General features: G+C 70.1%; 19 protein-coding genes. 10 read left to right on the top strand and 9 right to left on the bottom strand.

The genetic code is table 11. The features are described from left to right. Positions 1–440: 440 nt before the first annotated feature. The 6 genes from ACZ7MX_RS05840 (at position 441) to ACZ7MX_RS05865 (ending at position 7168) form a co-directional block, all read left to right on the top strand. Positions 441–1475, top strand: coding sequence for an ABC transporter permease (locus ACZ7MX_RS05840; protein WP_472129697.1), 1035 nt, complete (start codon positions 441–443; stop codon positions 1473–1475). A gap of 109 nt (positions 1476–1584) precedes the next feature. Beyond that, positions 1585–3384 (top strand): ABC transporter substrate-binding protein, encoded by a 1800-nt coding sequence (locus ACZ7MX_RS05845; RefSeq protein WP_472129699.1) that lies wholly within the window; start codon positions 1585–1587, stop codon positions 3382–3384. Positions 3385–3525: 141 nt separating this feature from the next. Next, positions 3526–4497 carry an ABC transporter permease gene (locus tag ACZ7MX_RS05850; protein WP_472129701.1) on the top strand — a complete coding sequence of 324 codons (972 nt, stop codon included), beginning with the start codon at positions 3526–3528 and terminating at the stop codon, positions 4495–4497. Positions 4498–4508: 11 nt separating this feature from the next. Further along, positions 4509–5570 (top strand): ABC transporter ATP-binding protein, encoded by a 1062-nt coding sequence (locus ACZ7MX_RS05855; protein ID WP_472129702.1) that lies wholly within the window; start codon positions 4509–4511, stop codon positions 5568–5570. Between the two features lie 11 nt (positions 5571–5581). Continuing rightward, complete coding sequence (locus ACZ7MX_RS05860; RefSeq protein WP_472129704.1) at positions 5582–6715, top strand: ABC transporter ATP-binding protein; 1134 nt, start codon at positions 5582–5584, stop codon at positions 6713–6715. An 84-nt stretch (positions 6716–6799) separates the two neighbouring features. Next, positions 6800–7168: a MerR family transcriptional regulator gene (locus tag ACZ7MX_RS05865; protein WP_472129706.1), complete on the top strand. Its 369-nt coding sequence runs from the start codon at positions 6800–6802 to the stop codon at positions 7166–7168. 8 nt (positions 7169–7176) lie between these two features. Here ACZ7MX_RS05865 and ACZ7MX_RS05870 read toward each other — a convergent pair whose 3' ends face one another. The 7 genes from ACZ7MX_RS05870 to ACZ7MX_RS05900 all read right to left on the bottom strand — a co-directional run bounded on the left by ACZ7MX_RS05870 (position 7177) and on the right by ACZ7MX_RS05900 (position 17572). Then, positions 7177–8211, bottom strand: a complete 1035-nt coding sequence (locus ACZ7MX_RS05870) for an ABC transporter ATP-binding protein (protein ID WP_472129707.1) — start codon at positions 8209–8211, stop codon at positions 7177–7179. After that, positions 8198–9217: an ABC transporter ATP-binding protein gene (locus ACZ7MX_RS05875; RefSeq protein ID WP_472129709.1), complete on the bottom strand. Its 1020-nt coding sequence runs from the start codon at positions 9215–9217 to the stop codon at positions 8198–8200. The genes ACZ7MX_RS05870 and ACZ7MX_RS05875 overlap by 14 nt, the downstream gene beginning before the upstream one ends. An 11-nt stretch (positions 9218–9228) precedes the next feature. Further along, positions 9229–10218: an ABC transporter permease gene (locus ACZ7MX_RS05880; RefSeq protein WP_472129710.1), complete on the bottom strand. Its 990-nt coding sequence runs from the start codon at positions 10216–10218 to the stop codon at positions 9229–9231. Continuing rightward, positions 10211–11134 carry an ABC transporter permease gene (locus ACZ7MX_RS05885; RefSeq protein ID WP_310722718.1) on the bottom strand — a complete coding sequence of 308 codons (924 nt, stop codon included), beginning with the start codon at positions 11132–11134 and terminating at the stop codon, positions 10211–10213. The genes ACZ7MX_RS05880 and ACZ7MX_RS05885 overlap by 8 nt, the downstream gene beginning before the upstream one ends. A 24-nt stretch (positions 11135–11158) precedes the next feature. Next, a complete protein-coding gene (locus tag ACZ7MX_RS05890; protein WP_472129712.1) occupies positions 11159–12772 on the bottom strand; it encodes a peptide ABC transporter substrate-binding protein in 1614 nt (537 codons plus the stop codon). Between the two features lie 301 nt (positions 12773–13073). Then, positions 13074–14978, bottom strand: coding sequence for a translational GTPase TypA (gene typA / locus ACZ7MX_RS05895; RefSeq protein WP_030412224.1), 1905 nt, complete (start codon positions 14976–14978; stop codon positions 13074–13076). Positions 14979–15172: 194 nt separating this feature from the next. Then, positions 15173–17572, bottom strand: coding sequence for an ABC transporter family substrate-binding protein (locus ACZ7MX_RS05900; protein ID WP_472129714.1), 2400 nt, complete (start codon positions 17570–17572; stop codon positions 15173–15175). Positions 17573–17979: 407 nt separating this feature from the next. Here ACZ7MX_RS05900 and ACZ7MX_RS05905 point away from each other — a divergent pair, with 407 nt between their 5' ends. From ACZ7MX_RS05905 to ACZ7MX_RS05920, 4 genes are all read left to right on the top strand, one after another. Then, positions 17980–18279, top strand: coding sequence for a hypothetical protein (locus ACZ7MX_RS05905; RefSeq protein ID WP_030804820.1), 300 nt, complete (start codon positions 17980–17982; stop codon positions 18277–18279). A 102-nt stretch (positions 18280–18381) separates the two neighbouring features. Continuing rightward, entirely contained in the window at positions 18382–19209 is an 828-nt protein-coding gene (locus tag ACZ7MX_RS05910; RefSeq protein ID WP_472129716.1) for a hypothetical protein, read from the top strand. Between the two features lie 97 nt (positions 19210–19306). After that, positions 19307–21250: a fumarate reductase/succinate dehydrogenase flavoprotein subunit gene (locus ACZ7MX_RS05915; RefSeq protein ID WP_472129718.1), complete on the top strand. Its 1944-nt coding sequence runs from the start codon at positions 19307–19309 to the stop codon at positions 21248–21250. Then, positions 21247–22065 carry a succinate dehydrogenase/fumarate reductase iron-sulfur subunit gene (locus ACZ7MX_RS05920; RefSeq protein WP_472129720.1) on the top strand — a complete coding sequence of 273 codons (819 nt, stop codon included), beginning with the start codon at positions 21247–21249 and terminating at the stop codon, positions 22063–22065. The genes ACZ7MX_RS05915 and ACZ7MX_RS05920 overlap by 4 nt, the downstream gene beginning before the upstream one ends. Before the next feature lie 309 nt (positions 22066–22374). Here the strand turns inward: ACZ7MX_RS05920 and ACZ7MX_RS05925 are convergent, their stop codons facing one another. Together ACZ7MX_RS05925 and ACZ7MX_RS05930 are read right to left on the bottom strand one after the other, a co-directional pair. Continuing rightward, the gene (locus ACZ7MX_RS05925) at positions 22375–25050 is read right to left on the bottom strand and encodes a SpoIIE family protein phosphatase (RefSeq protein WP_472130569.1); all 2676 of its coding nucleotides are present in this window, start codon (positions 25048–25050) and stop codon (positions 22375–22377) included. A gap of 171 nt (positions 25051–25221) precedes the next feature. Next, positions 25222–25683: an ATP-binding protein gene (locus ACZ7MX_RS05930; protein WP_472130571.1), complete on the bottom strand. Its 462-nt coding sequence runs from the start codon at positions 25681–25683 to the stop codon at positions 25222–25224. Positions 25684–25882: the final 199 nt, after the last annotated feature.

The raw sequence follows: 25882 nt of genomic DNA on the forward strand, positions 1-25882 counted from the left end.
GATCTACTCCAGTACCGGCGCGGGCACAACAGACCGGGACGGGGTACGGGGTGGGCGGGCCGTCGCACCGAGTGGACAAAACCCCCTGAAACGGCAACCGGCCGGGCCGCCACCTGGCGGCCCGGCCGGTCCACGGCACCCGCACGGCCGTACGTTGTTCATCATGGCGCGTCCGTATATCGGTGTTGCGACAGTGAAGTTGCCTTCATGTTAAAGCGGTTGGTGGCGATATGTCCCCCATGCCGGATATCCCGCCCACCTGTCAAGCACGCACTGGCGTCGATCTGCGCAATGTTCGCTCAAGAAGTAGACGACCTGTTCGCGAGCACACCCGATCCCCTTGACTCCGCCATAAATCACTTGCGAAAGTCCGCACATCCAGCGGTGCGAATCGACACCGCTTCACGTTCCAAGAGAACTCGGCGCGGGGGCACTTCGCGATGACTAGTCCATCCCAGACCGCCGCTGACAGGTCCGACACCCCAGGACTTGGATCCGGCGGCCTGAAGAAGGAAAAGAAGGGCAAGGGCGGTGAGCTCGTCGGCCGTTCCCCCGGCCAATTGATGTGGACGCGCTTCAAGCGCGACCGCACCGGCATGATCTGCGCGATCGTCGTACTCGCCTTCTTCGTCATCGCGGCGCTGGCCCCGGTGATCAGTGCGCTGTACGGCAAGGACCCGTACACCCTCTACGGCAGCGATGACCCGAATCTCCTCGATGAATTCGGCTATCCGGCCGGCCCCAACGGCGGAATCTCCCCGGAGCATTGGTTCGGCATCGAGCCGCAGCTGGGCCGCGATGTGTTCATGCGGCTGGTCTACGGCATGCGGATGTCGCTCGGCATCTCCGTCGCGGTGACCATCCTGACCGTGCTCACCGGCATCGTCATCGGCATCACCGCCGGCTACATCGGCGGCAAGACCGACTACTTCCTCAGCCGGGTGATCGACTTCCTGCTGGCGTTCCCGAGCCAGCTGACCTTCGTGGCCTTCATGCCGGTCGTGGTGGCGCTCTTCGTGCCGCCGGGCGACGAGACCCCGACCTACGTGCGGGTCTGCGCGCTGATCATCGTGCAGTGGTCCCTGGGCTGGATGGGTCTGGCCCGACTGCTCCGCGGCCAGGTGCTCTCCCTGCGCGAGCGGGAGTTCGTCGAGGCCGCGAAGATCACCGGCGCCTCGCCCTGGCGGATCATCCGCAAGGAGCTGCTGCCGAACGTCGTCACTCCGGTGCTGGTGCAGGGCACCTACATGCTGCCCCTCTTCGTGACCGCGGAGGCGGGTCTGTCCTTCCTGGGCGTCGGCATCGTCGAGCCGACCCCGGACTGGGGTGCGCTGTTCCAGGCGGGCGCGCGCTTCTACGAGAACGACCCGACGTTCCTGCTCATCCCCGCCGTGGCCATGGTGGTCTTCGTGCTCTGCTTCAACCTGCTCGGAGACTCGGTACGCGACGCCTTCGATCCCAAGTCCGGGCGCTGATCGTCCACTTGAGGGGGCTTGCTGTCACCCCACCCGTCCGGGCCTGTCCCGGGATGCGTCAGACAGCACATCTGGACCCACCAACTGACAGGCAGGTGCTTGGAACCCCATGAACGCACTTTCTACGCGCAGAGCACGCGCGGCGATCGTGGCCCTCGCGGCCGGATCGCTCGCGCTCACCGGCTGCAGCGGCGGCAGCAACAACAACAAGGACAAGGCGCAGACCGACGCGGACGCCGCGGCCCAGGCCAAGACGATCCCGATGGGCACCGCCGCCGACTCCACCGGTCCGGCCGTCGCCGTCAAGGGTGCCCGCAACGGCGGCACCATCCGCGTGTACCAGCGTGACAGCTACAACCACCTGGACCCGGGCCAGATGTACGTCAGCGACATGAAGGCGCTGTCGCAGCTGATCTTCCGCGGGCTGACCGCCTTCAAGCAGGACGACCAGGGCAACGCCAAGGTCGTCGGTGACCTCGCCACCGACGCCGGCCAGATGTCCGACGGCGGCAAGACCTGGAAGTACACGCTCAAGGACGGCATCAAGTTCGAGGACGGCAAGCCGATCACCTCGAAGGACATCCGCCACTCCATAGAGCGCCTGTACGCCAAGTTCATCACCGACGGCCCGACCTACGTCCAGACCTGGCTGTCGGGCGCCGGCACCACCTACCGCAAGGCGCTGCCGGACGGTCCGTACAAGGGCGACCACCTGCCCAAGAGCGTCCTGGACACGCCGGACGACAAGACCGTCATCTTCCACTTCAAGAAGCCGCAGTCGCAGCTGCCGTACGCGCTGACGATGCCCGGCTACAGCGTGGTCCCGGACAGCGCGAAGGACACCAAGGACGCCTACGACGTGGCGCCGGTGTGCTCCGGTCCGTACAAGATCGCGTCGTTCAAGTCCGGCAAGTCCATGCAGCTGGTGCGCAACAAGAACTGGGACGCGAAGACCGACCCGGTCCACCACCAGTACCCGGACGGCTTCAACATCACCTTCAACCACCAGGCGTCGGACTCCACCAAGCGCCTGATGGCCGACCAGGGTGAGGCCAAGAACGCGGTGAGCTTCACCAACGCGGTCGACCCCACGCTGACCAAGGACGTGCTGAACAACGCCAGCGCCAGCAAGCGCATGGTGCAGGGCTACCAGCCCTACGTCTGGCAGATGAACTTCAACATGGACCGCATCAAGGACAAGCGGATCCGTGACGCGATCACCTACGCGCTGCCGGACCAGCAGCTCGTCCGCCTGAACGGCGGCAGCTACGGCGGTGAGATCGCCGGCGGTCTGCTCGCCCCGACCGTGGCGGGCTACAAGAAGGGCTACGACCCCTACGGCAAGCTCTCGCACCCCAACGGCGAGCCGGAGAAGGCCAAGAAGCTCCTCAAGGAGGCCGGCAAGACGGGCATGAAGCTCGTCTACGCCTTCTCCAACACCGAGTCCCGCCAGAAGGAAGCCGTCGCCATCGAGGACGCGCTGACCAAGGCCGGCTTCAACGTGCAGAAGAAGGAGGTCGACGCGGCCTCCTGGTACGAGCAGATGGGCAAGGTCGACAACGGCTTCGACATCTACATGACCGGCTGGGGCCAGGACTGGCCGGACGCCTCGACCGTGATCCCGCCGTCGTACGACGGCACCACGATCCAGGACGGCGCCTCGAACTACTCCCACGTCAACGACAAGCACGTGAACTCCGAGATCGCCCGGATCTCCGAGATCACCGACGTCAAGAAGGCGACCGAGGAGTGGCAGAAGCTGCACCAGTACATCGTGGAGAAGGTCAACCCGGCAGCGCCGGCCTTCTACACCAAGGTGCTCCAGCTGTACGGCTCGAACGTCGGTGGCATCCGCTACAACCTGGACGTCAGCTACCTCGACCCGAACACGCTGTACCTGAAGAAGTAACACGAGCGGTTGCCCCTCAGGCAATCGCCTGACGAAGGCACTCCGGAGAGCGCGCACACGGCGGAACGCGCGCTCTCCGGGGCCTTCGTCCGCCACCCCTCACGCCCACTGCCGCCGCCGTCCTGAGAGCAGCGAACTGCCATGCTTCAATTCCTACTTCGCCGGACGTTCGGCGCTGTTGTCATCCTTCTCCTGCTCAGTGCCTTCACCTTCTTCGTGTTCTTCGGCGCCGGTGACCCGGCGGCGATGTCCTGCGGCAAGAACTGCACCGCGGACAACATCGCGCTGATCCACCAGAACCTCGGCCTCGACAAGCCGCTGCCCACCCAGTACTGGGACTGGCTGGTCGGCATCTTCGCCGGCCGGGACTACTCCATCGGCCACTGCAACGCCCCCTGCTTCGGCTACTCCTTCGCCACCAAGCAGGACGTCTGGTCCACGCTGCTCGACCGGCTGCCCACCACCGCCTCGCTGGCCATCGGCGGTGCCGCGGTGTTCCTGACCGTCGGTCTGGGCACCGGCCTGCTCGCCGCCTACAAGCGCGGTTCGATGCTCGACAAGGTGCTCACCTCGATCTCGATGGTGCTGAGCTCGGCGCAGATCTACATCCTCGGGCCGATCGCGCTCGGTCTGTTCGTGTACAGCGGCCTGATGGACTCGCCCAAGTACGTGGACTTCACCTCGAACCCCGCCGGGTGGTTCATGGGCCTGCTGATCCCCTGGACCGTGATGGCGACGATCTTCACCGCGCAGTACACCCGTATGTCCCGCTCGACGATGATCGAGCAGCTGCAGGAGGAACACGTCCGGACGGCCAAGGCCAAGGGCATGTCCAGCAGTTACGTCTTCCTGCGCTACGCCTGGCGCGGTTCGCTGATCCCGATCGTGACCATCCTCGGCATGGACCTCAGCTCGCTGTTCGGCGGCGCGATGATCACCGAGTTCACCTTCCAGCTGGCCGGCGTCGGACGGCTCGCGATCGACTCCGTCATCACCCTGGATCTGCCCATGGTCCTGGGCGTGCTGGTCTTCAGCGCCGCCCTGATCCTGGTGTTCAACATCATCGTGGATGCGACGTACGCCTTCATCGACCCGCGCGTGCGCCTGTCCTAGGAGAGCCTGAAGTGACCACACTCACCAAGACCGAAGGCACCACCGTGCCGGCCGGGTCCGACCCCTTCCTGTCCGTTCGTGACCTGCACGTGCGGTTCTCCACCGAGGACGGCATCGTCAAGGCGGTCGACGGTCTCTCCTTCGATCTGGAACGCGGCGAAACGCTCGGCATCGTCGGCGAATCGGGCTCCGGCAAGTCGGTGACCAACCTGGCGATCCTGGGTCTGCACAACCCCAAGGCCACCGAGATCGGCGGCGAGATCCACCTGGACGGCCAGGAGCTCACCGGGGCCAAGGAGCGGACCCTGGAGAAGCTCCGCGGCAACAAGATGGCGATGATCTTCCAGGACGCGCTGACCGCGCTGTCGCCGTACTACACGGTCGGCCGGCAGATCGCCGAGCCGTTCATGAAGCACACCGGCGCCAGCAAGCGCGAGGGGCGGCAGCGCGCCATCGAGATGCTGACCAAGGTCGGCATCCCGCAGCCCAACCTGCGGGTGGACGACTACCCGCACCAGTTCTCCGGCGGTATGCGCCAGCGCGCCATGATCGCCATGGCGCTGGTCTGCAACCCGCAGCTGCTGATCGCCGACGAGCCGACCACCGCCCTCGACGTCACCGTCCAGGCGCAGATCCTCGACCTGCTCAAGGACCTCCAGCAGGAATTCGGCTCCGCCATCATCCTGATCACCCACGACCTCGGCGTGGTCGCCAACACGGCGGACAAGCTGCTGGTGATGTACGGGGGCCGGGCGGTCGAGCGGGGCTCCGTCAAGGAGATCCTCACCGAGCCGCGGCACCCGTACACCTGGGGCCTGCTCAGCTCGATGCCGCGGCTCTCCTCGGACGTCAACGAGGCGCTGCACCCGATCCCGGGCTCCCCGCCGAGCCTGCTGAACCCGCCGTCCGGCTGCCCGTTCAACCCCCGCTGCGGCTTCACCGGCGAGGTCGGCGGCAGCCGTTGCACCGACGAGCGGCCGCCGCTGGCGCCGGGCCGCGCCGCCGCGTGCCACCTGAGCGCCGAGCAGAAGCAGACCTTCTTCATCGAGCAGATCAAGCCCCGGCTGGGCTAGGGAGAACCACCATGACCGACAACGTCACCCTCCCCGCGCCCCGGGACGCCGTGCCCGCGAAGGGCGAGCCGCTGCTCACCGCCGAGGGCCTCACCAAGCACTTCCCGATCTACGGCGGCTTTCCGTTCAAGCGGAGGGTCGGCGCGGTGCAGGCCGTCGACGGCGTCGACCTGACCGTGCACGCCGGGGAGAGCTTCGGCCTGGTCGGCGAGTCCGGCTGCGGCAAGTCCACCACCGGACGGCTGCTCACCCGGCTGATGGAGCCGACCTCCGGCAAGATCACCTACCAGGGCCGGGACATCACCCATGCCGGCCGCAAGGAACTGGAGCCGATCCGCTCCGAGATCCAGATGATCTTCCAGGACCCGTACGCCTCGCTCAACCCGCGGCAGACGGTCGGCACGATCATCGGCGGCCCGATGGAGATCAACGGGATCAACCCGCCCGGGGGCCGGGAGAAGCGGATCCGCGAACTCCTGGAGACCGTGGGCCTGAACCCCGAGCACTACAACCGCTTCCCGCACGAGTTCTCCGGCGGCCAGCGGCAGCGCATCGGCGTCGCCCGGGCGCTCGCCCTGGAGCCGAAGCTGATCGTCGCCGACGAGCCGGTCTCCGCGCTCGACGTGTCCATCCAGGCGCAGGTCGTCAACCTGCTCCAGGACCTCCAGCGCGAGCTGGGCATCGCGTTCCTGTTCATCGCCCACGACCTGGCGATCGTGCGGCACTTCAGCGAGCGGGTCGCGGTGATGTACCTCGGCAAGATCGTCGAGGTGGGCAGCCGCGACGAGATCTACCACCGGCCGCGCCACCCGTACACCCACGCGCTGCTCTCGGCCGTGCCCGAGGCCAAGTTCGTGGAGAGCGAGGAGGAGGAGCGCGAGCGCATCCGCCTCGCCGGTGACGTGCCCTCGCCGGTCAACCCGCCCTCGGGCTGCCGCTTCCGCACCCGCTGCTGGAAGGCGCAGGAGAAGTGCGCGACCGAGGAGCCGCCGCTGATCCAGCTCGGCGGCAACGCGGCGGGCCACCTGACGGCCTGCCACTTCCCCGAGGAGCCGACGACCGCGGCCCGCGACGAGGACATCATCCTCGACCCGGCGCTGGTGGCCATCGAGGAGGCCGCGGCGGAGTCGGAGTCCACCGAGTAACGCGGACGCGACGGCCCGGCGCCGCCGTGGCGGGAATGATTCCCGCCACGGCGGCGCTGTCGTTTCCACAGGAGGTGGGTGCCGATGCGGATCGGGGAGCTGGCGGAGCGTACGGGCACGCCCCGGCGGTTGTTGCGGTATTACGAGGAGCAGGGGCTGATCGTCTCCGACCGCTGCGCCAACGGCTACCGCGCCTACGACGAGCCGACCGTCGACCGGGTGCTGCAGATCCGCGGCCTGCTGGACGCCGGGCTGCCGACCCGGATCATCCGGCAGATCCTGCCCTGCCTGGACCGGCCCCGGGCGATCCACTTCCCGGACGCCACCCCGGAGATGCTCGCCACGCTGGAGCAGGAGCGCGACCGGATGACCGAACGCATCGAGACCCTGTGCCGCAACCGGGACGCCATCGGCGCGTACCTGGCGGTCGTGCGCGGCGGCGTCCGGGCCTGAGGCGCCGGCTACTCGCTCGGCACGACGTGCCGCTCCTCCGCGAAGTGGCAGGCCGACGCGTGGTGGGCGGGTCCGGTCGACTCCCGGAATTCCGGGGGGACGTCGAGCGGCGGGACGACCTCGGCGCACAGCGGGCGGGCCTTCCAGCAGCGGGTGCGGAAGGGGCAGCCGGACGGCGGGTCGGCGGGCGAGGGGACGTCCCCGCTGAGCAGGATGCGGTCGCGGTGGACGCGGGCCTCCGGGTCGGGCACGGGGACGGCGGAGAGCAGGGCCTGGGTGTAGGGGTGGGTGGGATGGTCGTAGATCTGCTCGTCGGTGCCGGTCTCGGCGATCCGGCCCAGGTACATGACCGCGATCCGGTCGGAGATGTGCCGGACGACGGACAGGTCGTGCGCGATGAAGACGTACGAGAGGTCGAACTCGTCCTGCAACTGCTCCAGGAGGTTGACCACTTGGGCCTGGACGGAGACGTCCAGCGCGGAGACCGGTTCGTCGGCGACGATGATCTCCGGGCGCAGTGCCAGGCCGCGGGCGATGCCGATGCGCTGGCGCTGGCCGCCGGAGAACTGGTGCGGGTAGCGGTTGACGAACTCCGGGTTGAGGCCGACGACTTCGAGGAGTTCCTGGACCCGGCGGCGGCGGTCGCCCTTGGGGGCGGCCTCCGGGTGGATCTCGTACGGTTCGCCGATGATGTCGCCGACCGTCATCCGGGGGTTGAGGGAGGTGTAGGGGTCCTGGAAGACCATCTGGATGTTGCGGCGCACGGCGGTCAGGGCGCGGCCCGAAAGGGCGGTGATGTCCTCGCCCCGGTAGTGGATCCGGCCGGACGTCGGGCGTTCCAGGCCGACCAGCAGCCGGGCGAGGGTGGACTTCCCGCACCCCGATTCGCCGACCACGCCGAGCGTTTCGCCCTTACGGAGCGTCAGGGAGACCCCGTCGACGGCCTTGACCGCGCCGATCTGCTTCCGGAAGAGCACGCCCCGGGTGAGCGGGAAGTGCTTGACCAGGTCCTGCACTTCGAGGAGGGGTTCACCGGGCGCCATCGAGGGTCTCCTTCCAGAAGTGGCAGGCGCTGGCCCGGCCGGGGCCGGCCTCGTACAGCGGCGGCGGGTCGGTGCGGCAGACGTCCTGGGCCAGCGGGCAGCGCGGGTGGAAGGGGCAGCCCGGCGGGATGGCGGTCAGGCTGGGTGGCAGTCCCTTGATGGCGTGCAGCCGGCGGCCCTTGTGGTCCAGCCGCGGGATGGACTCCAGCAGCCCGCGGGTGTACGGGTGGGCGGGCGCGCGGTAGAGGGCGTGGACGGGCGCGGTCTCGACGATCCGGCCCGCGTACATCACCGCGATGGTGTCGGCGACGTCCGCGACCACCCCGAGGTCGTGGGTGATCAGGATCAGTCCCATGGTGAGTTCGCGCTGCAGCTCGGCGAGCAGGTCCATCACCTGGGCCTGGACGGTGACGTCGAGTGCGGTGGTCGGCTCGTCCGCGATGATCAGGTCGGGGCCGAGGGCCAGCGCCATGGCGATCATGATGCGCTGGCGCATCCCGCCGGAGAACTGGTGCGGGTAGTCGCCCACCCGCGCCCGGGCGGCGGGGATGCCGACCCGCTCCATCAGCTCCACGGCCCGGCCGCGGGCCTCCTTGCGGGAGGTGCCCTCGTGGACGCGGAACATCTCGGCCAGTTGGGCCCCGACGCTGAGGACCGGGTTCAGTGCGGACAGCGCGTCCTGGAAGATCATCGCCATCTTGGCGCCGCGGATCCGGCGCCGCTCCTCCTTGCGCAGGGTCAGCAGGTCGCGGCCGTGGAAGAGCACCTCGCCGCCGGTCACCCGGCCGGGCGGGGAGTCGAGGATGCCCATCACGGCCTGGGCGGTGACGGACTTGCCGGAGCCGGACTCGCCGAGCACCGCCAGGGTCTCCCCCGGCGCCACGCGGTAGCTGACGCCGTTGACGGCGTGCGCCACCCCGTCCCGGGTCCGGAACTCCACCTTCAGGTCCCGTACGTCCAGCAGGGCCGTCCCGCCGCCCTCCTCGCTCTGCCCGTCGTTCGTCATCTGCCGTCTCCTCAGCGCAACTTGGGGTCGAGGGCGTCGCGGACCGCGTCGCCGAGCATGATGAAGGCCAGGACGGTGATGCTCAGCGCGCCGGCGGGCCACAGCAGCATGTGCGGGGCGCTGCGGATGTAGGTGGAGGCCGTGGAGATGTCGATGCCCCAGGAGACGGTCGGCGGCTTCAGGCCCGCGCCCAGGTAGGACAGCGTCGCCTCCAGCGCGATGTACGTACCGAGCGCGATGGTGGCGACGACGATGACCGGCGCCACCGCGTTGGGCGCGATGTGCCGCAGCAGCAGCCGCCGGTTGCTCGCGCCCAGCGCCCGGGCGGCCTGGACGTAGTCGTTCTGCTTGGCGGTGACGACCGAGCCGCGGGCGATCCGGGAGACCTGCGGCCAGCCGAGCAGCACGATGAAGCCGACCACCGGCCAGACGGTGGTGCTGGTGACGACGGAGAGGAAGACCAGGCCGCCGAGGATCACCGGGATGCCGAAGAAGATGTCGGCGAGCCGGGAGAGCAGGGTGTCGCCCCAGCTGCCGAAGAACCCGGCCAGCCCGCCGAGCAGGCTGCCGAGCAGCGCCGCGCCGGTGGTGGCGCAGACGCCGACGGTGATGGAGGCCCGGGCGCCGTAGACCACCCGGGTGTAGACGTCCCGGCCCTGGGTGTCGAAGCCGAAGGGGTGGCCGGGCTGGGAGCCCTGCTGCGCCTTGGCGAGGTCGGCGCGGTACGGGTTGCCGGTGGCGATCAGCTGCGGCCAGATCGCGATGACCACCAGGAAGACGATGACCAGCGCGGAGAGCACGAAGACCGGGTTGCGGCGCAGGTCGTGCCAGGCGTCGCTCCACAGGCTGCGGGGTTTGCCGACGGGGGCGCCGGGCGGGCCGGCGGACGGCGGTGCGGCGGACGGCCGGCGCTCCAGCGACTCCGCCTCGCCGATGGCCAGCGCGGCGGTACCGCCGTCGCCGTGGCCGATGGCTTCCTTGGGGACGTAGGGCTCAGGCATAGCGGATCCTCGGGTCGAGGACGGCGTACAGCAGGTCGACGAGGAGGTTGGCGAGCAGGAAGACCAGGACCAGGATCGTCACGAAGCCCACCACGGTCGGCGAGTTCTGGCGCAGGATGCCTTGGTAGAGCTGGAATCCGACGCCGTGGATGTTGAAGATCCGCTCGGTGACGATCGCGCCGCCCATCAGGGCGCCGATGTCGGTGCCGATGAAGGTGACGACCGGGATCAGCGAATTGCGCAGCAGGTGGCGGGTGATGACGCGGTGGCGGGGCAGGCCCTTGGCGAGCGCGGTGCGGACGTAGTCGGCGCGGACGTTCTCGGCGATGGAGGTACGGGTCAGCCGGGTCACGTAGGCGAGCGAGACCAGGGCCAGCACCAGTCCGGGCAGCAGGAGTTCGTTCAGCGGCGCCTCCGGGGCGACGGACGGCGCCGCCCAGGCCCATCGCACGCCGAACACGAACTGCAGCAGATAGCCGCTGACGAACGTCGGGACGGACACCACGACCAGCGACAGCAGCAGCACACTGGTGTCGATGCCCCGGCCGCGCCGCAGCCCGCTGAACACCCCCAGCGTGATGCCCACGAGCATCTCCAGCACGATGGCGACCAGGGTCAGCCGGAGCGTCACGGGAAAGGCGGACGCCATGAGTTCGGTGACCGACTGCCCGTTGAACGCGGTGCCGAAATTCCCCTGGAAGATCTGGCCCATGTAGTGCAGGTACTGCTTTCCCAGTGGCTGGTCGAGATAGAGGTCGCGGCGGATCTGCGCGGCGGTGGCGGGGTCCGGCGCCCGGTCGCCGAACATGGCCGCGACCGGGTCGCCCAGGGCGTACACCATGAAGAAGATGAGGAAGGTGCTGCCGATGAACACCGGGATCATCTGCAGCAGCCGCCGGACCACATAACGTCCCATGCGCGCCCCGCCTCTCTCGTCCTGTCAGTTGACCGTGATCGCGTTGTAGACCGGCACGCTGAACGGATTCAGCGAGACATGGCTGATCCGTTCCGAATAGCCGCCGCTGCCGTTCTGGTACCACAGCGGGATCGCCGGCATCTGCTGCGCGAGGATCTTCTCCGCGTCCTGGAAGGTCGCCACGGCCTTTGCCCGGTCCGTCGCGGCGTTCGCCTCGTTCACCAGCGTGTCGAACCGTTTGTCACTGAACTTGCCGTCGTTGGCGGAGCCGTTGGTGTAATAGAGCGGCTGCAGGAAGTTCTGGATCAGCGGGTAGTCCATCTGCCAGCCGGCCCGGAACGGCCCGTTCATCGCCTTCGCCGAAATCTTGTTCCGGAAGTCGGCGAACGTGCCGACCGGATCGCCCACACAGGCCCGGTCGTTTCCCAGTGACCGGTTGATGCTGTTGCAGATCGCGTCGATCCAGTCCTTGTGCGACCCGGTGTCCGCGTTGTACGCGAGGGTCATCCGGCCGCCCGGCAGCCCCCCGCCCTCCTTGATCAGCTGCCGCGCCTTCGCCGGGTCGAACGTGCAGGCCGCACCGCACAGCCCGGGCCGGTAGCCGCCGTCGGCGCCCAGCACGGGCGAGGTCCAGTCGGTCGCCGGGGTGCGGGTGTTCTCGAAGATCTCCTTGGTGATCTGCTTCCGGTCGATGGCCATCGACAGCCCCCGCCGGACCTTGTCCGACCCCGGCCGTGACCATTCCTTCCGGTACATCGGAAAGGTGAGCGTCTGGATGATCCCGGCCGGCTGGTTGATATATCGGCCGCCCAGGTCGGATGCCACATGCCGCAGCTGCGAGGCCGGCACATCGTCCACCAGGTCCAGATTCCCCGCCTGCAGATCCGTATAGGCGGTGTTGTTGTCCGTGTAGACCCGGAGATCGATCCCGCCGTTGCGCGCCGGATCACTGCCCGGGTACTTCTCCCATTTCCGCATCCGCAGCACGGACCCCTTCTCGTAGGAGTCCACCAGGTACGGCCCGTTTCCCACCGGCTTCTGCAGCCAGCCGTCGTGGTCGGTGAAGAACGCCCGGGGCAGCGGCATGAACGCGGAATAGCCGAGGGTGTCCGGCCAGCTGGAGAATTTCTGGTTCAGCCGGACGGTGAAGGTCTTGTCGTCCTTGACCACCAGCCCGGACAGCGTCCGGGCGGTGGGCTTCCCGTTCTCCGGGTGCACCCGGTCGAAGCCGTCGATGTACTGGAAGAACGGTGCGTTCTTCTGCTTGTTTCCGATGAACGCGCCGTAATTCCAGGCGTCGACAAAGGACTTGGCGGTGACCTTCTCCCCGTTGCTGAAGGTCCAGCCCGGTTTCAGGGTCACCGTGAAGTTCTGCGAATCCGCCGTCTCGATCCGCTCGGCGAGCACGTTCTCCGCCGCACCGGTCTTCGGGTTGTAGCGCTTGAGCCCCCGGAACAGCATTTCCAGGACCTTCCCGCCCTGGACCTCATTGGTGTTCGCCGGCTCCAGCGGGTTCTGCGGATCCCCCCAGGAAGCACTGACCACACCGGCCTGGCCGGCGTTTCCGCCCCCACAGGCGGTGGCCGCCAGCGCGACGGCCGCGAGGAGGACGCCGGCCCGTGCGCGCACAACCCGCATGACGCCTCCTCAGGTCCGCGATCAAGCCTAGCCACATAAGATCGCAAACCGGGACGTACCGCACGTCAGCGGCGGCCATCGCTACTCCGAGTGGTCGTCGGGTGCAAGGAAAAAGGCCGGTGGGGGTGCACGCAAGTGATCACGTGCACCCCCACCGGCCTCACTTCACCCACTCACGGGAGGGGCCGCGCCGCAGGACGAAGTCCGGAGGAGCGGCACCGCACCCGACACTCCACGCCCGCCGCAGGCGGTACGGCGAGGTACCACCACGGCGCTGCAGCCGAGTACGTGGGGTAAGACCTCAGCGCTTGGCGCGCGAAGCCGTCCGGCCGCGCTCCTTCTGGTCCAGGACGACCTTGCGGATGCGCACGGCCTCCGGGGTCACCTCGACGCACTCGTCGTCGCGGCAGAACTCCAGGGACTGCTCCAGCGACAGCTTGCGCGGCGGCACGATCGCCTCGAAGGAGTCGGCGGAGGAGGAGCGCATGTTGGTGAGCTTCTTCTCCTTGGTGATGTTGACGTCCATGTCGTCGGCGCGGGAGTTCTCGCCGACGATCATGCCCTCGTACACCTCGGTGCCCGGCTCGGTGAAGAGCACGCCGCGCTCCTGGAGGTTCGTCATCGCGAAGGCGGTGACGGAACCGGCGCGGTCGGCGACCAGGGAGCCGTTGTTACGGGTCTGGAGGTTGCCGAACCACGGCTCGTGGCCCTCGTGGATGGAGTGCGCGATACCGGTGCCGCGGGTGTTGGTGAGGAACTCCGTACGGAAGCCGATCAGACCGCGGGACGGGACGACGAACTCCATCCGGACCCAGCCCGAGCCGTGGTTGGACATGTTGTCCATCCGGCCCTTGCGGACACCCATGAGCTGGGTGACGGCGCCCATGTGCTCCTCGGGCACGTCGATGGTCATGCGCTCGACGGGCTCGTAGGTCTTGCCGTCGACCTGCTTGGTGACGACCTGCGGCTTGCCGATCGTCATCTCGAAGCCCTCGCGGCGCATCTGCTCGACCAGGATGGCCAGCGCCAGCTCACCGCGGCCCTGCACCTCCCAGGCGTCGGGACGCTCGGTGTCCAGGACACGCAGCGAGACGTTGCCGATCAGCTCGCGCTCCAGACGGTCCTTGACCTGGCGGGCGGTGACCTTGCGGTCCTTGACCGCGGCCTTGGCGTCCGCGCCCTTGCCGGTGCCGCCGCGGCCGACCAGCGGGGAGGTGTTGGTGCCGATGGTCATCGAGATCGCGGGCTCGTCGACCGTGATCAGCGGCAGGGCGATCGGGTTCTCCGGGTCGGCCAGCGTCTCGCCGATCATGATGTCGGGGATACCGGCGACCGCGCAGATGTCGCCCGGGCCGGCCTTCTCGGCGGGCTTGCGGGTGAGCGCCTCGGTCATCATCAGCTCGGTGATGCGGACGTTGGAGATCGAGCCGTCGCGCTTGATCCAGGCGACGTTCTGGCCCTTGCGCAGCTCGCCCTGCTCGACGCGGAGCAGCGCGATGCGGCCGAGGAAGTTGTCCGCGTCGAGGTTGGTGACGTGCGCCTGCAGCGGGGCGGTCTCGTCGTACTCGGGGGCGGGGACGTGCTCCAGCAGCGTGGTGAAGAACGGCTCCAGGTTGGTGCTGTCGGCCGGGACCGTGCCGTCCTCCGGCTTGGTCAGCGAGGCGACGCCGTCGCGGGCGCAGGCGTAGACGATCGGGAACTCGATCTGGTCCTCGTCCGCGTCGAGGTCGAGGAAGAGGTCGTAGGTCTCGTTGACGACCTCGTCGATGCGGGAGTCCGGGCGGTCGGTCTTGTTGATGCACAGGATGACCGGCATCCGGGCGGCGAGCGCCTTGCGGAGCACGAAGCGGGTCTGCGGCAGCGGGCCCTCGGAGGCGTCGACCAGCAGGACGACCGCGTCGACCATCGACAGGCCGCGCTCGACCTCACCGCCGAAGTCGGCGTGGCCGGGGGTGTCGATGATGTTGATCGTGATGGGCTCCCCGCCGTCCTTGGGGTGATACTTCACCGCCGTGTTCTTGGCGAGGATCGTGATGCCCTTCTCACGCTCCAGGTCGTTGGAGTCCATCATCCGGTCGTCGAGCTTCTCGGCGGCGTGCTCGGCGAACGCGCCGGCCTGCTTCAGCATGGCGTCGACGAGGGTCGTCTTGCCGTGGTCGACGTGGGCGACGATGGCTACGTTACGAATGTCGTGGCGCGTGGGCACTAGCGGTGCTTCTCCCGGAATCGTGGGTGGCAGCGCGTACGGACCGGTACGCGCGCCCGCCGGGCATGAAGACGCCACGGCCTCACCCCATGGTACGGGGCTGGGGCGACAAAGGCCGCCCCAGCCCGTACACAGCACCGCTGACCTGCGCTTTCCCTTCGAAAAGAGGGGCTGCACGGGGTCTGCGCAGCGCCTTATCTCCGGTACCCGATGTCCTGGAAGCGGGGGGTGGCGAAGCCGAAGGCGCCGACGTTGGCGAGCGACTTCTTCGTGGCTACCAGCTCGGGCCGCTGGTAGAGCGGGATCGAGCCGGCGGCCGCCCAGATCCGGGCGTCGGCCTGCTCCACGAGCGTGCGCGCGGAGTCCTCGTCCAGCTCGGAGGCGGCCTGGTCGAAGAGCTGGTCGATGTGGTCGGTGCCGACCCGGGTGTAGTTCTGCTCGACGGTCAGCGAGCCGTCCGGCGCGGGCTGCGGCTTGGCGTAGATCGGCCGGGCGTCGGTGGCCGGGTAGGCGGTGCCGGGCCAGGAGTACAGCGCCAGGTCGTAGTCGCCGGAGGCCACGTGGTCCTGGAAGTAGCTGGCGTCGGAGACCCGCTGGAGGGAGGTCTGCACGCCGATCTTGGCGAGCATCGCGGCGATCCGGCTGCCCACGGTGCGCAGCTGCTCGGAGGCCGCGCCGTCGGGGAGCACGAAGCGCAGGGTGAGCGGCTTGCCGTCCTTCTTGACGGCGAGGCCGCCGTTTCGCCGGCCGGCCTTGTCGCCGGCCGGCGGGGCGGCGGCGAGCGGGGCGTCGTAGGAGCGCGGGGCGGCGGCGTGCTCGGCGCCCGGGTGGCCGCCGGATCCGGGCAGGTCGTGGCCCTGTCCGGTCTCGATCACCTCGGCGGCGCTCAGTGCCTGGGCGGCGCGCTTCTTGTACCGCTTGTACTTGGCGTAGGCCTCGGAGTCGGTGTCGCCGTCGGCGTCCTCCTTCTCGGCGGCGGCCGCGTCCTTGTAGAAGGCGGCGCTCTGCCGCAGCAGGGCGGCCTGCTGGACCTCGGAGCCGACCGCGCCGGTGAAGGACAGCGGGGCCTCGGCCGCGGCGGGCCGGGCGCCCTGCTCGTGGTCGCCCTTGGCGGGGCGGAGGGCCTGGGCGGGGACCGGGCGGCCGGGGTTGCGGCCGTCGGCGGCCCCGTCGGCGTCCGGGTCGTAGCCCCCCTCGTCGCCGTCCCCGTCGTCCGGGCGGTCGCCGGAGCGCTCGTCCTCGTCCTCGTCGCCGTTGTCGCGGGCGCCGAGCCAGCCGCCGGGCGCGGGGGCGCCGGCCTTCTCGCCGGCCTGCTGGTGGCCGGCGCCGTCGGGCTTCCAGCCGGCGTCGGCGAGCAGCGCCTTGGCGGCGCCGGCGTCCTGGTCGCCGAGCGCGTCGCTGTGGTCCTCGTAGCCCGGCTGCCCGGCCATCAGCAGATGGCTGCCGAGCGGTTTGGACGGCAGGTCGAGCGGCTTCAGTACGGTGTCGGCGAGGGCCTGCCGGTCGATGGCGCGGGCCACCGCGCGGCGCACCCGGTCGTCGGCCAGCGGCCCGCTGCTGCCGTTGAGGGCCAGCTGGGTGTAGGCGGGTTCCAGGGCCTTGTGGATGACGTAGCCGCGCAGCGCCTTGCTCCCGGCGGCGGCCTTGGCGTGGGCGCCGGCCGCCCGGCCGGGCTGCGGGCCGGCGTTGCCGTCCGCCTTTCCGGCCGCCTCGACCCGCTTGGCGGCGGTCCGGTCGACCGCGGCGACGTCGATGGAGCCGTCGGCCAGTGCCGCGGCCCGCTTGTCCGCCGGCAACGCCTGCAGCACGATCTTGGCCAGCTTGGCGCGGTCGCCCCACCACGAGGGGTTGCGGACCAGGACGACCCGCCCCTCGTCGGCGTCGCGCTTCTGCACCAGGAACGGGCCGGCGCCGACCTCCAGCCGCTCGCGCACCCCGTCGTTGAAGGCGTTGGGGCTGCCCATCACGCTCTGCGGGTAGAGCGGGGTGAACAGCGAGCGCCAGTCGGCGTAGGGGCGGGCGAAGGTGACCTTGACCTCGTGGGCGCCGGCGCCCTGTTCGACCTTGCCGATCCGGTCGTAACCGGCGTTGCGGGCGGTCCAGAACGCGTTGTTCTTGCCGCGCAGCGCGGTCCACTGGGCGATGAAGTCCGCGGCGGTGATCGACTTGCCGTCGCTCCACCGCGCCTTGGGGTTGATCTTGTACGTGACGACCTGCTTGGGGTCGCGGGCGCTGACGTCGGCGGCGTCGAGGTAGTCGGCGTTGCGCTGCGGGGTGCCGCTGGCGTCGACGGTGAACATGCTGGGCAGCACCGCGGCGGTGATCCGGGCGGTGGTGGCGTCTGCGTCGGCCTGGAAGGCGTTGAAGGTGCCGGGCATCGCGTCGACGGCCCAGCGCAGGGTGCCGCCGTCCTTGAGCTCGCCGCGCGACGCCGGGGCGATGTCCTGGGACGCCTCGGCGGACGCCTCCCGGTCGTCGCTGCTGCATCCGGCCAGGGCCGGCAGGGGGAGCAGCACCCCCGCCGCGACGAGGGCGGCACAGCGGCGTCTGCGGCCCGCCGAGCGGCGGCCTGAGGGGTGGTCGTGGTCGGTCATGACGGTTACCTCCGGGCTCGCCCGCGCCGCGCCGAGCACCGCGCTGGTGCTGACCGGCGCACCACGTTCGGCCGACTTTGCGGCTCATCACATCTATGGCATCCCTACTGAAGGCGACCGGAGACGGACCGGCATCCCGACACGGCGACCGCCCCGCCAAGGCCACCCGCCCGGCCCAACCTCAGGCCCGTACGGCGGAGTGGGGGCCGGCGCACGAGGGGGGCGCGCGGGGCGCCACATCCGCCGTTTCCCGCAATGGCGTTCGACCCCCGTCGCGGCGCATGGGTTCCGAAACGCACCGGTTCGAGTCGTAATCGCGTTGCACCCCTTCCCAAGCCCTACTGTGACGCGCGACACTCTCGGGCGCATGAGATCGCCCAGCACACCTTCAAAAGTGAGGGCACGTTATGTCCCTTCAGGACGAATTGACGGCGGTTGAACGCAACCTGGACGACCTGGTCCGGTCGGTGGGCAGGCTCGAGGTGCGGCTCGGCGGCGGTCTGGACATCCGCCGGGTCCGGAGCGACACCGATCACCTGCGGCAGAGCCTCGCCCTGCTCAAGCAGAGCGCGGCCGGCGGCCCGGCCGCCCGCGGGCAGGCCGTCGCGGCCGAGATGGTCACGATCTCCGACGCGCCCTACAACTCCGCGCTGTGGGCCGGCGCCGACGACGAGGGCCTCGGGTCGAGACACGGGCACGCCCCCTGACGGACCGGGCCGCAGGAGGAGACCTCCCCCTGGGCACCTTCCCGTCCGCCCCTCATCCCGCTCCGCCGCGCCCCGACGGAGCGCCCTTCACGGAGACCGACGTTGGCCACTGGCACCGAACCCACCTCACCAACGGGCACGACCGGCGTGCACACCCCGTCGCGCGCCGCCATCCCGGCCCGCCATCTGCGGACCGACCGCTGGTGGCTGGCACCTGCCACCACCGCCGCCGGGCTGCTCGCGTTCATCGTCTACTCGACCTGGCGGGCGTTCGCGAACGCCGACTACTACAGCGCGCCCTACGTCTCGCCGTTCTACTCGCCGTGCCTGGCGGAGAACTGCCACACCATGCGCGGCGGGCCCAACTGGGAGATCTTCGGGAGCTGGTGGGGCCTGTCCCCGGCCCTGCTGATCCTGATCTTCCCGCTGGGCTTCCGGCTCACCTGCTACTACTACCGCAAGGCCTACTACCGGGGCTTCTGGGCCTCGCCGCCGGCCTGCGCGGTCGCCGAGCCGCACAAGAAGTACACCGGCGAGACCCGGTTCCCGCTGATCCTGCAGAACATCCACCGCTACTTCTTCTACTTCGCGGTGCTGGTGGCCGGCGTGCTGACCTACGACACCGTGCTCACCTTCCGCGACGAGCACTACGCCTGGGGCCACATGGGCCTGGGCACCCTGGTGTTCCTCGCCAACATCGTGCTGATCTGGGCGTACACCCTCTCCTGCCACTCCTGCCGGCACATCGTCGGCGGCCGGCTGCGGCACTTCTCGAAGCACCCGGTGCGCTACCGGCTCTGGGGCTGGATCGGCAAGCTCAACGAGCGGCACATGCTGCTCGCCTGGTCGTCGCTGATCAGCGTGGCGCTGGCGGACTTCTACGTCTTCCTGCTGGCCAGTGGGGCGTTCGCGGACCCGCGCTTCTTCTGACGCGCCGCGGCCCGAACCCGTACCCCTCCCCTGAACCCCCTCCCCCTCAACAACTCCTGTTCCTACGACAGTTCTCCAAGGAAGGTTGTGCCCCCCGATGGCGCATGTGGACCGGCAGACATGGGACGTGGTCGTGGTGGGCGCGGGCGGCGCCGGGCTGCGCGCCGCCATCGAGGCCCGCGAGGCAGGCATGCGGACGGCCGTGATCTGCAAGTCCCTGTTCGGCAAGGCCCATACGGTGATGGCCGAGGGCGGTATCGCGGCCAGCATGGGCAATGCCAACGAGCACGACAACTGGCAGGTCCACTTCCGCGACACCATGCGCGGCGGGAAGTTCCTCAACCACTGGCGGATGGCCGAGCTGCACGCCCGGGAGGCGCCGGACCGGGTCTGGGAACTGGAGACCTGGGGCGCGCTGTTCGACCGGACGCCCGACGGCCGGATCTCCCAGCGCAACTTCGGCGGCCATGAGTACCCGCGGCTGGCGCACGTCGGCGACCGCACCGGCCTGGAGCTGATCCGCACCCTCCAGCAGAAGATCGTCTCGCTGCAGCAGCAGGACGAGAAGGAGTTCGGAGCGTACGACGCCCGGCTGAAGGTCTTCCAGGAGTGCACGGTCACCCGGGTCCTCAAGACGGACGGCGCGGTGTCCGGCACCTTCTGCTACGAGCGGGAGTCCGGCCGGTTCTTCGTGCTGGAGGCGCCCGCGGTGGTGCTGGCCACCGGAGGCATCGGCAAGTCCTTCAAGGTGACCTCGAACTCCTGGGAGTACACCGGGGACGGGCACGCGCTGGCGCTGCTGGCCGGGGCGCCGCTGATCAACATGGAGTTCGTGCAGTTCCACCCGACGGGCATGGTCTGGCCGCCGTCGGTCAAGGGCATCCTGGTCACCGAGTCGGTGCGCGGTGACGGCGGGGTGCTGCGCAACAGCGACGGCAAGCGCTTCATGTTCGACTACATCCCGGACGTCTTCAAGGAGAAGTACGCCGAGACCGAGGACGAGGGCGACCGCTGGTACGAGGACCCGGACCACAACCGCCGCCCGCCCGAGCTGCTGCCCCGCGACGAGGTCGCCCGGGCCATCAACGCCGAGGTCAAGGCGGGCCGCGGCTCCCCGCACGGCGGCGTCTTCCTGGACGTCTCGACCCGGATGCCGGCCGAGGTGATCAAGCGCCGGCTGCCGTCGATGCACCACCAGTTCAAGGAGCTGGCGGACGTCGACATCACGGCGGAGCCGATGGAGGTCGGGCCGACCTGCCACTACGTGATGGGCGGGGTGGACGTGGACCCGGACACCGCGGCGGCGACCGGCGTACCGGGGCTGTTCGCCGCCGGTGAGGTGGCCGGCGGCATGCACGGCTCCAACCGCCTGGGCGGCAATTCCCTCTCCGACCTGCTGGTCTTCGGCCGCCGGGCGGGCCTGTACGCGGCCGAGTACGTGAGCGGGCTGACCGCGCGGCCGGCGGCCGATCCGCTGCAGATCGACGCCGCGGAGGCGGAGGCGCTCCGTCCGTTCAGCGCCGAGGGCGGGGAGCGGGAGGGCACCGCCGAGCGCGGCCCGGCGGAGAACCCGTACACCCTGCACCAGGAGCTCCAGCAGGCGATGAACGACCTGGTCGGCATCATCCGCAAGGAGAGCGAGATGTTCGAGGCGCTCAAGCGGCTGGCCGATCTGCGGGTGCGGGCCCGGCGGGCCGGCGTCGAGGGCCACCGGCAGTACAACCCGGGCTGGCACCTGGCCATCGACCTGCGGAACATGCTGCTGGTCAGCGAGTGCGTGGCGCGGGCGGCGCTGGAGCGCGAGGAGAGCCGCGGCGGGCACACCCGCGACGACCACCCGGCGATGGACCGGAGCTGGCGCAACATCAACCTCGTCTGCGAACTGGCCGATCCGCAGGGCGACGCCCGGGCCGCGGACCCGTCGCTGGGCCAGATCCGGCTGGCCCGGCGGGAGACCCCGCCGATCCGCCGCGACCTGCTGGAGCTGTTCGAGAAGGACGAGCTGGCGAAGTACCTGACCGACGAGGAGCTGACCCGGTGACCGAGCAGCAGACAGCGCAGCACGTGGCGAAGCAGCCGGGAGCGTCCGGCGCCTACCAGGCGCACTTCCGGGTGTGGCGGGGCGACACGGACGGCGGGGCGCTTTCGGACTTCACGGTCGAGGTGCACGAGGGCGAGGTGGTGCTCGACATCATCCACCGGCTGCAAGCCACCCAGGCCCCGGACCTCGCGGTCCGCTGGAACTGCAAGGCGGGCAAGTGCGGTTCGTGCAGTGCGGAGATCAACGGCCGGCCGCGGCTGATGTGCATGACCCGGATGTCGGTGTTCGAGCGTACGGAGACGATCACGGTGACGCCGATGCGGGCGTTCCCGGTGGTACGTGACCTGGTCACCGACGTCTCCTTCAACTATGCCAAGGCCCGGGAGGTCCCGGCGTTCGTGCCGCCGCCGGAGCTGGGGCCGGGCGAGTACCGCATGCAGCAGGAGGACGTGGGCCGCTCGCAGGAGTTCCGCAAGTGCATCGAGTGCTTCCTGTGCCAGGACACCTGCCATGTGGTCCGTGATCACGAGGAGAACAAGGCGGCGTTCGCCGGTCCGCGGTTTCTGATGCGGATCGCCGAGCTGGACATGCATCCGCTGGACGCGGCACCGCAGTCCGGCATCGACCGCAAGCGCACCGCGCAGGACGAGCACGGGCTGGGCTACTGCAACATCACCAAGTGCTGCACCGAGGTCTGCCCCGAAAATATCAAGATCACCGACAATGCGCTGATCCCGCTCAAGGAACGCGCCGCGGACCGGAAGTACGACCCGCTGGTGTGGCTCGGAAACAAGATCCGGCGCCGCACCGAATGACCACCGCCACGACCGGCCCCCCTGCCCGCAGGCCCGAGACGTTCCTCTCAACTGCCCCTACACGGACGCTTGCAACGGGGGCGGCGTGAGGGGGCGTTGGGGGGGGGCGACGCGCAGGGGCGGCGCGGGGGGCGGCCTGAGGCGGGCGGCTTGAGGCGGGTGCGGTCCGTCCCCTAAGGCACGTCCCCTAGGGGATCGACGGGCCCCCGGTTCGACCCAGGGTAGGCCGTGTCCCCAGGGCCCGCACCGGCCTGTGGACGACCGGCCGCTGCCCCGGACCCGGGGCGGCCCCCAGGGGGCGCGTGCCCCTCAGAAGAGGCTCAGCAGGGCTTCCGTCGGGTCGGGTGCCGTGGACTCGCCGTCGGGCAGGGCGAGTTCGAACCAGACCGTCTTGCCGCGTGGGGTGCGGCGGCTGCCCCAGCCCTCGCTCAGCAGGCCGACGAGCTGCAGCCCGCGGCCGCCCTCGTCGGTGTCGCGGGCCCGGCGGCGGCGCGGCTGGGCGAGGTCGGCGTCCCAGACCTCGCAGACCAGCGTGCGGTCCAGCAGCAGCCGCAGCCGGATCTCGCCGTGGCCGTGCCGGAGCGCATTGGTGACCAGCTCGCTGACCAGCAGTTCCGTGGTGTCGACCAGGCCCGCGAGGCCCCAGTCCGTCAGCTGGTCGCGGGCCAGTTCGCGGGCCCGGGACACCGAGCGGGCCTCCGGTGCGAGGCTCCAGTCGCCCACCGCGTCCTTGGGCAGCCCGTGCACCCGCGCCATCAGCAGCGCGATGTCGTCCTCGCCGTGCGAGGTGTCCAGGGCGCTGAGCACGTGGTCGCAGGCGTCCTCCAGCGGGCGGTCGGCGCCCGACAGCGCCCGGCGGAACGCCTGCAGCCCCTCGTCCAGCGGGTGTTCGCGGGACTCGACCAGTCCGTCGGTGTACAGCGCGAGCAGCGCCCCGTCCGGCAGCTCGACCTCGATCTCCTCGAACGGTTCGCCGCCCACCCCCAGCGGCATCCCCGGCGGTACGTCGAGCAGCAGCGCGTCCTCGCCCTCCTCGACGAGCACGGGCGGCAGGTGCCCGGCGTTGGCGAAGGTGGCGCGCCGGGTGACCGGGTCGTACACGGCGTAGACGCAGGTGGCGAGGTAGACCTCGGAGAGGTCGGCGGTGCGGGCGGAGCGCCTCGGCTCCGGGGCGGAGCCGGCGGTGCCCGAACGGCCGCGCGGGCCCCGGCCCTTGGCGCGGCCGTCGCCGTCGCCGCCGAGCCCGCGGGCGATCTCGTCGAGCGCGGAGAGCACCTCGGCCGGTTCCAGGTCCAGCAGGGCCAGGGTGCGTACGGCGGTGCGCAGTTCGCCCATGGCCACGGCGGCGCGCAGTCCGCGGCCCATGACGTCGCCGACGACCAACGCGGTGCGGTGACCGGGGAGTTCGATGACGTCGAACCAGTCGCCGCCGACCTCGGTGGCGGTGGTGCCGGGCAGGTAGCGGCAGGCGATGTCGAGGCCGGCCGCCTCCGGGTCGCCGGGCGGCAGCAGACTGCGCTGCAATATCAGGGCGCGTTCGTGTTCGCGGCGGTAGAGGCGGGCGTTGTCGATGCAGACCGCGGCGCGCGCGGCGAGTTCGACCGCGAGTGCGGTGTCGCGTTCGCCGAACGGTTCGCTGCCCTTCGTCCGGGAGAACTGCACCAGGCCCACGACGGTGTCCCGGGCGACCATCGGGACGGCGAGGGTGGAGTGCACCACGGCGCCCAGCTCCGGCCCGTCGTCGCTCTCCCGGCCGGGGATGATCTGCGCCTGGGCGGTCCGCAGGGCGCCGGCGCAGGGGGAGTTGAACGGGTAGCGGTGGACGGCGCCGACCGCGACCGGGCCGGGGGCGTCCGGGGGCTCGCAGCAGGGGGCCCCGGCGAGCGGGGCGTCGGAGACGGCGCTGGCGAAGGCGACCCGGCGGAGCTCGGCGCTGCCGTCGCTGGTGCCGGGCGGGGCCTCGTCGCCGGACAGCAGGCCCTGGTAGAGGTCCACGGAGGCCAGGTCGCAGAACTGGGGGACGGCGACGTCGAGGAGGGTGCGGGCGGTGGTCTCCAGGTCGAGGGAGTTGCCTATCCGGGCACCGGCCTCGTTCAGCAGGGCGAGGTTGCGGCGGGCGTTGGCGGCCTCGCGCTCGGCCCGGCGCCGGCCGGTGACGTCGGCGGCGAGCGCGGCGACGCCGATGGGGCGGCCGCTGGCGCCGTGCAGCCGGTACAGCGAGATCGACCAGCGGCGGCGCTCGTCCTCGCCGGGCACCGCGCCGACCAGCTGCATCTCGGTGACCGGTTCGCCGGTGTCCAGGACGCGGCGCAGTGCGACGGTCATCCGCTCGGCCTCGGGGCGGGGCAGGAAGTCGTGCGGGGTGCAGCCGCGGTACTTGCTCGCCGGGCCGCCGAAGACCGTGGCGAAGCGTTCGTTGACGCGCAGCAGCTTCAGGTCCGTCCCGAACAGCGTGAAGCCCATGGGAGATTGACCGAAAACGGCCTGCGAGGCGGCGAGGTCGGTCTCGATGCCGCGTAGTGCCCGGACGTCCACGACGACGCAGACCGCGGCGCGTTCACCCTCTTCGTTGCGGGAAGGCATGACGTAGATCTCGGCGAGCCCGTCGGCCGGTCCGTCCTCGTTGCGGCGGTAGGGCACCAGGCCGGTCCACTCCCGGCCGTCGAGGATCTCGGAGACCTTGCGGCGCCCGGTTTCGCGCAACTCGCTGGGTACGAAGGCCGCTACGGGGTCCTTGCCGAGGGCGTAGCGGGCGGGGATGCCGAGCATCTGCTCGGCGCGCTCGCTCCACTGGTCGATGCGGCCGTCGGGTCCGAGGGAGAAGGAGGCCACCCGGATGTAGTCGTAGATCGAGCCGGGGCGGCTGCTCTGCCAGACGGGCGGGCCCTGCGGTTCGCGCGCGTGCGAACGGGCACCTGGGCCGCCGGGGCCGTCCGCACCGCCCTGGCCATCGGCCTGCGCGGGTTCTGCCCCGCCAGATGTCATCTCGCTCACGAGCCCCGTCCCCTCCAGCTCATCGTGCCCGGACCGGACCAACCTGAGTATCCAGCACCTCGGCTATCCGGAACACGGTCTTCACGATCACAGCACAGTCTCGATCGCAGGCCATCGACAGAATGTCGATGAAATGGCAACGATCAGGATCCCACCTGTCTCCTAACCAGCCACCGACAGCTCGAACCACACTGTCTTGCCACTCTTTCCGCGCCGGGTCCCCCAGCGCCGCGAACTGCAGGCGACCAGTTGCAATCCGCGTCCTCCCTCGTCGTCGGGGGCGGCGGTGCGCTCCTGCGGCGGGTCGGGCAGCGGATCGGAGACCTCGACCAGCAGCTCGCCGGCGCTCAGCAGGACCATGCGCACCCCGATCGGTCCGGTGGCATGGCGCAGGGAGTTGGTGACGAGCTCGCTGACGAGGAGTACGGCCATGTCGGCGGCGCCGTTCAGGCCCCAGTCGTTGAGCACCCGGCGCACGACGGTGCGGGCGGTGCGTACGGCGCCCGGATCGGCCGGGAAGCTCCATTCGGCGATCGGTGAACCGGTGGCTCTGCCGCGCTTGCGGGCGGGGCCGGTGTCGGGTGCCGGGACGCCTTCCGCTGCGCTGTCGCTCACGCCGATCACATCCCAGCCGAGGCATCCCCGTCGGATTACCCGCATTCAAGGGCTCAATCAGGACATACCCGATATCGAGGGCGAAGCACCTCCCGCAACCGTGTACTGTGCCACAAATGGCGCATATGGCTGCGGTGACGCGGGGGATGCCTGGTGGGCGGGCGTGCGTGCGCGGCAGAGGGGCCGCGATGCGCCGGGCGCGCCGGAG

The organism is Streptomyces sp. NPDC107765 (genome assembly GCF_055657085.1).